General features: G+C 74.0%; 1 protein-coding gene. It reads left to right on the forward strand.

Going from position 1 to position 13,430, the window contains the following annotated elements; translation table 11 throughout:
* Nucleotides 1-75 precede the first annotated feature (75 nt).
* The gene (locus ACZ7PG_RS48865) at nt 76-13,392 is read left to right on the forward strand and encodes a type I polyketide synthase (RefSeq protein ID WP_470246081.1); all 13,317 of its coding nucleotides are present in this window, start codon (nt 76-78) and stop codon (nt 13,390-13,392) included.
* Nucleotides 13,393-13,430 lie beyond the last annotated feature (38 nt).

Here is a 13,430-nt window from a genome sequence, read left to right on the forward strand (position 1 = left end):
AGCGAAGTCTAGGGATTTGCGGGTGCCGCATGCGTTTCACTCGAGGCGACCACGCCGTGAACCTGGAGGTACCTGGTGGCACTGTCTTCGGACAAGGACAAGGTCGTCGAAGCGCTCCGGGCGTCCTTGCGGGACAACAAGCGGCTGCGGGAGCAGAACGACCGGCTCGCGGCCGCCTCCAGGGAACCGATCGCCGTCGTCGCCATGGGCTGCCGGTTCCCCGGTGGCGTGACCGGCCCCGAACAGCTCTGGGACCTCCTGCGCGACGGCACCGACGCCATCGGGAGCTTCCCCGCCGACCGCGGCTGGACCGCCGCCGAACTCGCCGGCAGCGACACCGCCGAGGGCGGCTTCCTCGACCGAGCCGCCGACTTCGACCCCGGCTTCTTCGGCATCTCGCCGCGCGAAGCCCTCGCCATGGACCCGCAGCAACGCCTGCTCCTGGAAGTCTCATGGGAAACCTTCGAACGCGCGGGGCTGGACCGGAACGCACTGCGAGCCAGCGACACCGGCGTCTTCATCGGCTGCAGCAACCAGGCCTACGGCTCCACCGACCTCGACGGCCTGCCCGACGAAGTCCGCGGCCACCTGCTCACCGGCAGTGCCGTGTCCGTCGCCTCGGGGCGGATCGCCTACACCTTCGGCCTCGAAGGCCCCACCGTCACCGTCGACACCGCCTGCTCGTCCTCGCTCGTCGCGCTGCACCTCGCCGTGCAGGCGCTGCGCGCGGGGGAGTGCTCGATGGCGCTCGCCGGCGGTGTCACCGTGATGGCGACGCCCGTCGTGTTCGTCGAATTCACCAGCCAGGGCGGGGTTTCCGCGTCCGGGCGCTGCCAGTCCTTCGCCGACGCCGCCGACGGCACCGGCTGGGGCGAGGGCGCCGGCGTGCTGCTCGTCGAGCGGCTGTCCGACGCGCGCCGCAACGGCCACCCCGTGCTCGCCGTCCTGCGCGGCTCCGCGGTCAACTCCGACGGCGCGTCCAACGGCCTCACCGCTCCCAACGGCCTTTCGCAGCAACGCGTCATCCGCGCCGCGCTCGCCAACGCCGGCCTCGAACCGTCCGAAGTGGACGCCGTCGAGGCGCACGGTACCGGCACCACACTGGGCGACCCGATCGAGGCGCAAGCCTTGCTCGCGACGTACGGACGCGACCGCGAACACCCGCTCCGCCTCGGCTCGATCAAGTCCAACATCGGGCACACCCAGGCCGCCGCCGGCGTGGCCGGCGTGATGAAGATGGTCCTGGCCCTGCGTCACGGCGAGCTGCCGCGCACCCTGCACGTCACCGAGCCGTCCAGCCAGGTCGACTGGACGCGCGGCTCGGTCGAGCTGCTCACCGAGCACACCGCCTGGCCCGAGACCGGCGCGCCTCGCCGGGCCGGCGTCTCGTCGTTCGGCGTCGGCGGGACCAACGCCCACGTCGTCCTCGAAGCGGCCGAGCCGTCGCCGGAGGAACCCGAAGCGCCGCGGGGCCCGGCGGCCTGGGTCCTGTCCGCACGCAGCGCCGAGGCGTTGCGCGAGCAGGCCGACCTCCTGCGCAAGCACGTCACCGGGACCGTCCGGCCGGGCGACGTCGGCCTGACGCTCGCCACCGCCCGCACCGCGTGGGAACACCGCGCCGCCGTGGTCGGCGACACCGTCGAGGACCTGGTCCGCGGCCTGGACGCGCTCGCGAACGCGACGCCGTCGGCCGAGGTCGTCCGGGGTGTCGCCGCGCCGCCGGGCAAGACGGCCTTCGTCTTCCCCGGCCAGGGCGCGCAGTGGGCCGGGATGGCCGTCGGCCTGCTCGACGAGCCCGTCTTCGCCGGCCGGATGGCCGAGTGCGCCGCCGCGCTGGCGCCGCACGTCGACTGGCCGCTGCTCGACGTCCTGGGTGACGCGGACGCGCTGGCCAGGGTCGACGTCGTGCAGCCGGCCTCCTGGGCCGTGATGGTCTCGCTCGCCGCGCTCTGGCAGGCGGCGGGGGTGCGGCCCGGCGCCGTCGTCGGGCATTCCCAGGGCGAGATCGCGGCCGCGGTCGTCGCGGGTGGACTGTCCCTTGAGGACGGTGCGCGCGTGGTCGCCCTCCGGAGCAAGCTCATCGCCGAAGAACTCGCAGGCAAGGGCGGGATGGCCTCCGTCGCCTTGTCCCTTGAGGACATCACCGCGCGACTCGACGAGCGGATCAGCGTCGCGGCGGTCAACGGCCCGGGCTCGGTCGTGCTCTCCGGCGAGCCGGAAGCCCTCGACGCACTCGTCGAAACCCTCACCGCAGAAGGAATCCGCGCGCGCCGGATCCCGGTGGACTACGCGTCGCACTCCGCGTACGTCGAGGCCATCGAGGCCCCGCTGCTCACCGCGCTCGCCCCGATCACCCCGCGCGAAGCCGTGCTCCCGCTCCACTCCTCGGTGCTGGGCGAGCGGATCGACACCAGCGTCATGGACGCCGCCTACTGGTACCGGAACCTGCGTCGGACGGTCTTGTTCGACACGGCCGTGCGCGGCCTGGCCGCGGCGGGGTTCACCACGTTCGTCGAGGTGAGCGCCCACCCCGTGCTCGTCGCCGCCGTCGAAGACACTCTGGACGAGCCCATCGTCGTCGGGTCGCTGCGCCGCGGGGAAGGCGGCCTGCCGCGCTTCCTGACGTCGCTGGCCGAGCTGTGGAGCCGTGGCGCGTCGGTGGAGTGGGCCGGGCTGTTCCCCGGCGCGCGGCTCACCGACCTGCCCACCTACCCCTTCCAGCGCGAACGCTTCTGGCTGACCGCTGCCGAGAAGACCGCGGGCGCGGCCGACGACCAGTTCTGGTCCGCTGTGGACAGTGGGGACGCCGACGCTCTCGCCGCGTCATTGGACGTCGAGGCGACGGCGATCGCCGACGTCCTGCCCGCGCTGGCCCAATGGCACAAGCGCCGCACCGAACAGTCCGTTGTGGATAGCTGGCGCTACCGCATCGCCTGGCAGCCGGCGAACCCGCCCGCGGCGGAGCTCACCGGCCGCTGGCTGGTCGTCGCCCCCACCGGATACCCGGCCGACGCCCTCGTCGAGGGCCTGGCCGCGCACGGCGCCGAGCCGGTCCTGCTGACCGTCGAACCCGGCGCTCAGCTCCCGGAGCTGCCCACCGAAGGCGTCACCGGTGTCCTGTCCTTGCTCGCCTTCGCCGACGACGGCCTCTACGCCACCATCGAGCTGGTCCGCGCCGTGACCGCCCCGCTGTGGCTGCTGACCCGCGGCGCCGTCTCCACCGGCCGCTCCGACCGGCTGACCCACCCCGCGCAGGCGCAGATCTGGGGCATGGGCCGGGTCGTCGGCCTGGAGCACCCGGACAGCTGGGGTGGCCTGGTCGACCTGCCCGAAACCCTCGACGACCGCGCGGTCGGCCGCCTGGCCCGGGTGCTCGCCGAGGCGAGCGAGGACCAGGTCGCGATCCGTGCGGCCGGGGTGCTCGTCCGCCGCCTGGTCCCGGCGCCGCTCGGCCGCACCGCCCGCGAGTGGCGGACGAGCGGAACCGCGCTGGTCACCGGCGGTACCGGGGCACTCGGCGCGCACGTCGCCCGCTGGCTGGCCGGCGCGGGTGCCGAGCACCTCGTCCTGACCAGCCGTCGCGGCGCCGACGCCGACGGCGCCGCCGAGCTGCGTGAAGAGCTGACGGCGCTCGGCGTCGAGGTGACCATCGCCGCCTGCGACGTCGCCGACCGCGATGCGCTGGCCGCCCTGCTCGCCGGCATCGAACCCCGCACCGTCGTGCACGCGGCCGGCGTGGGCCGCTCGGGCGCCCTCGCCGACACCGACCGCGCCGAAGTCGCCGAGACGCTGCGCGCGAAGGTCGAGGGTGCCGCCAACCTCGACGCCCTGCTCACCGGGGACCTCGACGCGTTCGTCCTGTTCTCCTCCAACGCCGGTGTCTGGGGTGGCGGCGGCCAGGGCGCGTACGCCGCGGCCAACGCCGCCCTCGACGCGCTGGCGCAGCACCGCCGGAACCGCGGCCTGACCGCGACGTCGGTGGCGTGGGGCGCGTGGGCCGGCGCGGGCATGACCGGCGACGACTCCGGCGAGCAGCTGCGCCGCCGCGGCATCCGCGCGATGGATCCCGCGCTGGCGCTCACCGTGCTCGGTCAGGCGCTCGACGCGGACGAGACGTTCCTGTCCGTCGCGGACATGGACTGGGCGCGGTTCGTCCCCGCCTTCACCGCGGCCCGCCCGCGGCCGCTGCTCGACGAGCTGCCCGAGGTCCGCGACGCCCTCACGACGGCGCCGGTCGAGGCGGATTCTTCCTTGGTGCAAAGGCTTTCCGGCCTGCCGGAGTCGGCGCGGGAGGAGGCGTTGCTCGATCTCGTGCGGGCCGAGACCGCCGCCGTCCTGGGCTACCCCGGGCCGGGTTCGGTCGAGCCGGACCGGGCCTTCCGCGACCTGGGCGTGGACTCCCTGATCGCCCTGGAGGTGCGTAACCGGCTCGTCGCGGCGACCGGGCTCAAGCTGCCCGCCGTCGTGCTGTTCGACCACCCGGACCCGCGGCGCCTCGCCGCGCTGCTGGGGCACAAGCTGCTCGACGCCGGCCCCGTGGCGGCCGATCAGCTGGTGTCCCAGGTGGACGTCGACGAGCCGATCGCGATCGTGTCGATGGCGTGCCGCCTGCCCGGCGACGTGCGTTCGCCGGAGGACCTGTGGGACCTGGTCTCCGCGGGCGCCGAGGGGCTGTCGGCTTTCCCCGTGAACCGAGGCTGGGACGTCGACGGCGTCGGCGGGTTCGTCCACGACGCCGACGAGTTCGACGCCGGCTTCTTCGGGATTTCCCCGCGGGAAGCCCTGGCCATGGACCCGCAACAGCGGCTGCTGCTGGAGAGCGCGTGGGAGGTCTTCGAACGCGCCGGGATCGACCCGCGCTCGCTGCGCGGCAGTGCGGCCGGGGTGTTCGTCGGCTGCGGCACGCAGGGCTACGCGACCGGCCACGCCGAGGCCGCGGAAGAGGTCGAAGGGCACCTGCTCACCGGGAACGCCGGTGCGGTCGTGTCCGGCCGGGTGTCCTATGTGCTCGGTCTCGAAGGTCCCGCGGTGACCGTCGACACGGCGTGTTCGTCGTCGCTGGTGGCGCTGCACCTGGCCGCCCAGTCGGTCCGCTCCGGCGAGTCGTCGATGGCGGTGGCCGGCGGCGTGACAGTGATGGCGACGCCGGGCGCGTTCCAGGAGTTCGCCAGGCAGGGCGGCCTGGCCAGCGACGGCCGGTGCAAGTCCTTCGCCGAGGCGGCGGACGGTACCGGCTGGGGCGAGGGCGTCGCGCTCGTGCTGGTCGAGCGCCTGTCGGACGCGCGACGCCTCGGCCACCCGGTGCTCGCGCTGCTGCGCGGGTCGGCGATGAACCAGGACGGCGCGTCCAACGGCTTGAGCGCCCCGAACGGCCCGTCGCAGCAGCGCGTGATCCGCGCGGCGCTGGCGAACGCGGGCCTGGCACCGTCCGATGTGGACGCGGTCGAGGCGCACGGAACGGGCACGACGCTGGGCGACCCGATCGAGGCGCAGGCGGTGCTGGAGACGTACGGCCAGGACCGCGAGCGGCCCCTGTGGCTCGGTTCGGTGAAGTCCAATGTGGGCCACACGCAGGCGGCGTCGGGTGCGGTGGGCGTCATCAAGATGGTCCTCGCCCTGCGCGGCGCGACGCTGCCGAGGACGCTGCACGTCGACCGGCCGTCGGACCGGGTCGACTGGACGTCCGGCGAGGTGCGGTTGCTGACCGAGGCCCAGGAGTGGCCGCGCGGTGACCGGCCGCGTCGGGCGGGCGTGTCGTCGTTCGGGGTCAGCGGGACCAACGCGCACGTCATCGTCGAGGAGCCGCCCGCGGTTCCGGCCGTCCACGATGCACCTTCCGAAGGCGTTGTGCCGTGGGTGCTTTCCGGCCGGACCGAACAGGCGGTGCGTGACGCCGTCCGCGCGCTGCCGGACGGCGACCCGGCCGACATCGCGCTGGCGCTGGCCGCGCGGTCGGCCTTCGAATACCGGACCGTGGTCGTGGGAGACGGTCGTGACGATCTGCTCGCCGGCCTCGCCGCGACGACTCCCGGACTCGCGGAGCCGGGCAAGACGGCGTTCCTGTTCTCGGGTCAGGGTTCGCAGCGTGTCGGGATGGGTGCGGAGCTGTACGAGCGGTTCCCGGTGTTCGCGGACGCGTTCGACGCGGTCTGCGCGCTGGTGGACTCGTCGTTGGATAGGCCGTTGCGGGAGGTCGTCTTCGGCGACGCTCCGGCGCTCGACCGGACGGGGTACACCCAGCCCGCGTTGTTCGCGGTCGAGGTGGCGTTGTTCCGGCTGCTGGAATCGTGGGGAGTGGTCCCGGACCACGTCGCGGGCCACTCGATCGGTGAGATCGCGGCGGCGCATGTCGCCGGAGTTCTGTCCCTTGAGGACGCGTGCACGCTGGTGTCGGCGCGGGCGAGCCTGATGCAGGCGCTGCCCGAAGGTGGCGCGATGCTGGCGGTGCAGGCCACCGAGGACGAGGTCGTCGCCGCTCTGGGCGACGGCGTGAGCTTGGCCGCGGTGAACGGACCCGACGCCGTGGTGGTGTCCGGCGAGGTCGACGGGGTCGAGGCGCACTTCGCCGCGCTGGGCCGGAAGGTCCGGCGGCTCACGGTGTCGCACGCGTTCCACTCCGCGTTGATGGACCCGATGCTGGACGCGTTCGCGGCTGTCGCCGACGGCCTGACGTTCCACGCGCCGAAGATCCCCTTGGTGTCCACTGTGTCCGGACGCCTCGCCGGAGACGAGATCCTGACCTCGGAATACTGGGTACGTCAGGTCCGCGAGCCGGTGCGGTTCGCCGACGCGTCCGCCGCGCTCGCCGGGCTCGGTGTCACGCGCGGGCTCGAACTCGGCCACGGCGGCGTGCTCTCGGCGCTGGCCGCGTTCCCCACGGTTCCGTTGCTGCGCAAGGACCGTGCCGAGTACGCGAGCCTGCTGACCGCCCTCGGCGACGCGCACACGCGAGGCCACACGGTCGACTGGCAGGCGGTCCTGCACGCGGCGCACCCCGGGCGTTCCGGTGGCGACGTCACGCTGCCGACGTACCCGTTCCAGCGCACGCGCTTCTGGCTGGAGAGCCGGCCGACGCCGGACGCGCAGTTCTGGGCGGCCGTCGAGAGCGCCGACGTCGAGGCCTTGGCGGCCTGGCGTGAGCGTGGCCAGGCCCCGGCCGGCCAGTACGAAGTCACGTGGACGCCCGTCGACCCCGGTGACGCTCGGCTCGACGGCCGGTGGCTCGCGGTGGTCCCCGCCGGCGCGGACACGAATCTCCTCGACGACGTCCTCGAAGTCACCGCCGAGGACGATCGTGCGTCCCTCGCCGAGCGACTGCGGGGCCGCGACCTCGACGGCGTTCTGTCCGCTTTGGACGTCGAGGGTCAGCTGGCACTCGTGCAAGCCCTCGGCGACGCGGAGATCGACGCGCCGCTGTGGTGCGTCACCCGCGGCGCGGTCGCCGCGGCCGAAGGGGACGTGCCGGACCCCGTCCAGGCGATGGTCTGGGGCCTCGGGCGCACGGTCGCGCTGGAGCACCCGCACCGCTGGGGCGGGCTCGTCGACCTGTCCGCCGACGCCGACGAGGAGACGGTCCGCGCGATCCTCGGCGGCGCGACCGGCGAAGACCAGGTCGCCGTCCGCGGGGCGCGGGTACTGGCCCGCCGCCTCGTCCGTCGCACCCCGCGTCCGGCGACGCCGTGGCAGCCCAGCGGCACGATCCTGGTCACCGGTGGCACCGGCGCGCTCGGCAAGCACGTCGCGCGCTGGCTGGCCGGCGCCGGTGCCGAGCGGCTCGTCCTGACGAGCCGACGGGGTCCCGACGCGCCGGGTGCCGGCGACCTCGAAGCCGAGCTGACCCGGCTCGGCGTCCGCGTCGACGTCGTGGCCTGCGACGTCACCGACCGCGCCGCACTCGAAGCGACCCTGGAGTCCGTCGGCGAACTCACCGCCGTCGTGCACACCGCCGGTGTCCTGGCCGACGGCGTCCTCGAAGCCCTCACCCCGGAACGCCTGGCCGAGGTCGTCGACGCGAAGGCCGTCGCCGCCCGGCACCTGCACGAACTCACCGCCGGGCTCGACGCGTTCGTCCTCTTCTCCTCCTTCGCGGGCACCTTCGGCGCGGCCGGGCAGGGCAACTACGCCGCCGCCAACGCCTACCTCGACGCCCTCGCCGAACAGCGCCGCGCCCAGGGCCTGGTCGCGACGTCGGTCGCCTGGGGACCCTGGGCCGACGGCGGGATGGCCACGGCGGCGGCCGCCGAGGAGCACCTCGGACGCACCGGGCTCGCCCCGCTGCGGCCCGACCGGGCGATCGCCGCGTTGCGCGCCGCGATCGAGAGCGGTAGCCCGGCGGTCACCGTCGCCGACGTCGACTGGGCCCGGTTCGCGGCCGCGCTCACCGCGCACCGCCCGAGCCCGCTCATCGCCGCCCTGCCCGAGGTGCGGCAGCTCGCACCCGCCGCCGCGGACCCGCTCGAGCTCACCGGACTGTCCACTACGGACGCCGACCGGCTCCTGCTCAAGCTGGTGCGCGAGCAGGTCGCGCACGCACTCGGCCACCGCTCGGCCGACGACGTCGCGGCCGGCCGCACCTTCAAGGAGCTGGGGTTCGACTCGCTGACCGCCGTCGAGCTGCGCAACCGCCTCGACACCGCCACCGGGCTGCGGCTCCCGGCCACCCTCGCGTTCGACTACCCGACGGCGACCGCGCTGGCGGCGTACCTGCGCGCGGAACTGCTGGGCGAAGCCGAAGAAGCGTCGGTAGTGGTCGCGAAGGACACCGACGAGCCCATCGCCATCGTCGGGATGAGCTGCCGGTTCCCCGGCGGGGTCCGCAACCCGGACGAGCTCTGGGCGCTGCTCGCCGAGGGCCGTGACGCCGTCTCGGAGTTCCCCGCCGACCGCGGCTGGGACACCGACGCGCTCTACGACCCGGACCCCGACCACGCGGGGACGACCTACGTGCGCGAAGGCGGTTTCCTGGCTGGTGCCGACCGGTTCGACGCCGAGTTCTTCGGGATCTCGCCGCGCGAGGCGCTGGCCATGGACCCCCAGCAGCGGCTGCTGCTGGAGGCCTCCTGGGAGGCCCTGGAGCACGCGGGCATCGACCCCCTGGCCGTGCGCGGCGCGCCGGTCGGCGTGTTCGCCGGCACCAACGGGCAGGACTACACCGCGGCGCTGCACTTCGGCGAGGAGAGCGTCGACGGCTACCTCGCCACCGGCAGCGCGGGCAGTGTCCTTTCCGGACGGATCGCCTACGAGCTCGGGCTGGAAGGCCCGGCGATGACCGTCGACACGGCGTGCTCGTCGTCGCTGGTCGCCCTGCACCTGGCCGCCCAGTCGCTGCGCGCGGGCGAGTGCTCGCTGGCGCTGGCCGGCGGCGTCACGATCATGTCCACCCCCGGCCTGTTCGTCGAGTTCAGCCGGCAGCGCGGCCTCGCGAAGGACGGCCGGTGCAAGGCGTTCGCCGACGAGGCCGACGGCACCGGCTGGGGCGAGGGCGTCGGCGTCGTCCTCGTCGAACGGCTTTCGGACGCGCGCCGCAACGGGCACCCGGTACTCGCGATCGTTCGTGGCAGCGCCGTCAACCAGGACGGTGCGTCCAACGGCCTGACCGCCCCGAACGGCCCGTCGCAGCAACGCGTGATCCGTGCGGCGCTGGCGAACGCGGGCCTGGCACCGTCCGATGTGGACGCGGTCGAAGCGCACGGCACCGGCACGACGCTGGGTGACCCGATCGAAGCGCAGGCCCTGCTGGCGACCTACGGCCGGGATCGCGAAGAACCGCTGTGGCTGGGTTCGATCAAGTCGAACGTCGGGCACACCCAGGCCGCGGCCGGCGTTGCCGGGGTCATCAAGATGGTCCTCGCCATGCGCCAAGGCGTGCTCCCCGCGACCCTGCACGTCGGCGAGCCGTCTCGGCACGTCGACTGGGACAGCGGTGCGGTCGCCCTGCTGACCGAGCCGCGGCCGTGGCCCGAGCACGAGGGACCGCGTCGCGCCGGGATCTCGTCGTTCGGCGTCAGCGGCACGAACGCGCACATCATCGTGGAGCAGGTTCCCGAAGCGCCGGTCGAGTCCACAGTGGATGGCGAAGAAGCTCCGTGGGTGATCTCCGCCCGCTCGGCGGCAGCGGTCCAGGACCGCGTCGCCGCGCTGGCCGAGGTGCCCGGGAGCGTCGCCGAGATCGCCTGGTCGCTGGTGAGCACCCGCTCGACCTTCGAGCACCGCGCGGTCATCCTCGCCGACCACCGCGAACCGGCCGTGACCGTCACCGGGACAGCCGGGGCCGCGGGGGAGACGGTGTTCGTCTTCCCCGGTCAGGGTGCGCAGTGGGTCGGGATGGCCGTCGACCTGCTCGACGAGCCGGTCTTCGCGCGGAGGATCGCCGAATGCGCCGCCGCGCTGGCCCCGCACGTCGACTGGTCGCTGACCGACGTCCTGAACGATGCGGACGCACTGGCCAGGGTCGACGTCGTGCAACCCGCGTCCTGGGCCGTGATGGTGTCCCTGGCCGCACTCTGGCGAGCGCACGGGATCGAGCCCGACGCCGTCGCCGGGCACTCCCAGGGCGAGATCGCGGCCGCGGTCGTCGCGGGTGGACTGTCCCTCGAGGACGGTGCGAAGGTCGTCGCGCTGCGCAGCAAGGCGATCGCCGCCGGGCTCGCGGGCCGGGGTGGCATGGCCTCGATCGCGCTCGACGTCGGCCGCGTCACGGACCTGCTGCCGGACGGCGTCGCGATCGCGGCTTACAACAGCCCGACGTCGACGGTCGTGTGCGGCGACCCGGCCGCCCTGGACGAGCTGATCTCCCAGTGCACCGAAAAGGACATCCGCGCCCGGCGCATCCCGGTGGACTACGCCTCCCATTCCGTCTACGTCGAGGGCATCCGCGAGGAACTCCACGAGGTCCTCGCGGGTCTGAGCCCCCGCACGGGTGACGTCCCGTTCTACTCCGCGGTGACGGCCGAGCCGGTCGACACCGCCTCCCTCGACGCCGGATACTGGTACCGGAACCTGCGCGAGCCGGTCCGTTTCCTGGACACGACCCGCGCGCTCGTCGAGCGGGGGCACCGCTTCTTCGTTGAGGTCAGCGCGCACCCGGTGCTGCTCAGCGCGATCCAGGAGACCCTCGACGACACCCCGGGTGTCGTCGTCGGCACGCTGCGACGCGGCGAAGGCGGCCGGCACAGGTTCCTGACCTCGGTCGCCGAGCTGTGGACGCAGGGGCACGACGTCGACTGGCGGACCTTCGTCCCGGAGACGCGCACGGTCGGCCTTCCCACCTACCCGTTCCAGCACCGGCGCTTCTGGCCGAAGCCCAAGACCCCCGTGGCGGCCACCGGCGACCCGGTCGACGACAGCTTCTGGGCCGCGGTGGAACGCGAGGACCTGGCGTCGATCGCCGGCACCCTCGCCGTCGCGCCGGAACCCCTCGGCGACGTCCTGCCCGCGCTCGCGTCCTGGCGGCGCACCCGGCTTGAGAAATCCACTGTGGACGGCTGGCGGTACCGCATCACCTGGAAACCGCTCGCCACCGAACAGAAACCCCTGCCGGGAAGTTGGCTGTTCGTGACGCCCGAAGGCAGCGACCACCCTTGGATCGAGGCGGCGCGTCAGGCTGTCGAGGGCGCGACCGTCGTCCCGCTCACCGTCGGGGCCACCGACCGGGCCGCGCTCGGCAAGCGACTGGTCGACCTCCCCCCGGTGGACGGCGTCCTCTCCCTGCTGGCCCTCGACGGGACCGGAGACGCGGTGCTCCCACGCGGCGTCGCGAACACCCTGCTCCTGACCCAGGCACTCGGCGACGCCGGGATCGCCGCCCCGCTGTGGCTCGCCACGGCGGGCGCGGTGGCCACCGGCCGCGCCGACGCCGTCACCGACGCGGCGCAGTCCCAGGTCTGGGGGCTCGGCCGGGTCATCGGCCTCGAACACGCCGACCGCTGGGGCGGCCTGGTCGACCTGCCCGCAACGACCGATGAGCGCGATCGGCAGCGGCTGACGTCGATCCTGGCCGCGGCCGGCGACGAGGATCAGGTCGCCGTCCGCGCGTCCGGGGTGCTCACCCGCCGCCTGGTGCCGGCCCCGCTCGGCGACGCCGTGCTGGCTCGCGAGTGGCGACCGGACGGCGCCGTGCTGATCACCGGCGGCACCGGCGCGCTCGGCGCCCACGTCGCGCGCTGGCTCGCCGGCCGCGGCGCCCGGCGCCTGGTCCTCACCAGCAGGCGGGGCGAAGCGGCACCCGGCGCGGCCGAACTCCGCGACGAGCTGACCGCCCTCGGCGCGGACACGACGATCGCCACCTGCGACGTCGCCGACCGGACGGCCCTGAAAGCGCTGCTCGACGGGCTGGGCGAGCCCGTCCGGGCCGTCTTCCACGCGGCCGGGATCGTCCAGGGCACCGCTCTCGACGACACCGAGCTGACCGAGTTCGCCGAAGTCGTCCAAGCCAAGGTCGCGGGCGCCACGCACCTCGACGAGCTCCTCGACGACCTCGACGCGTTCGTCCTCTTCTCCTCCAACGCCGGCGTCTGGGGCAGCGGTGGCCAGGGCGCGTATGCGGCGGGCAACGCGTTCCTCGACGCGCTCGCCCAGCGCCGTCGGGACCGCGGGCTCACCGCGACTTCCGTCGCGTGGGGCGCCTGGCAGGGCGCGGGCATGGCGGGCGACAACGACGCCGAGGAGCACCTGCGCCGCCGGGGCGTGGGCGCGATGCCGCCGGAGCGGGCCCTGGTCGCGCTGGGGCAGGCGATCGACCGGGACGAGACCGTCCTCACCGTCGCCGACGTCGACTGGGAGCGGTTCGTCCAGGGTTTCACCGCCGCGCGGCCGCGCCCGCTGCTCGACGACCTCCCCGCGGTCCGCCGGGCCCTCGACGCCCGGCCGGCCGAGGCCGAGACGGCGGACTTCGCGAGCCGGTTGACCGGCCTGCCGGCCGTCGAGCAGGAACGCGTGGTGCTCGACCACGTCCGCGACGCCATCGCCCGGGTGCTCGGGCACGCGGGCGCCGAGGAGATCGACGCGAACCGGCCGTTCAAGGAGATCGGCTTCGACTCCCTGACCGCGGTGGAGCTGCGCAACCGCTTGCGCGCGGCGACCGGGCTCAAGCTGCCCGCCACCCTCGTCTTCGACCACCCGACGCCGTCCGCGCTGGCCGGGTTCCTGCTGTCGGCGCTGGTCGGCGAGGCGGTCTCGGTCCTGGGTGAGCTGGATCGGATCGAGGCGCTGGTTTCAGGGGTTTCCCCAGACGATGACGCCTTTGGGCAAATCACCAGCCGACTTCAGACCATGCTGAACAAGCTGGGAGAGACCCGGGCGTCCGACGGGCGTCCCCGGGCCGCCCAGCAGCTCGAAGGCGCGACGGACGACGAAATTTTCGACTTCATCCACCGGGAGCTCGGCAGGTCGTAGATGCCCTCGCCGGTGGAGGACCACAGGCGAGGGCGCTG

This window comes from Amycolatopsis sp. NPDC114504 (assembly GCF_055633595.1).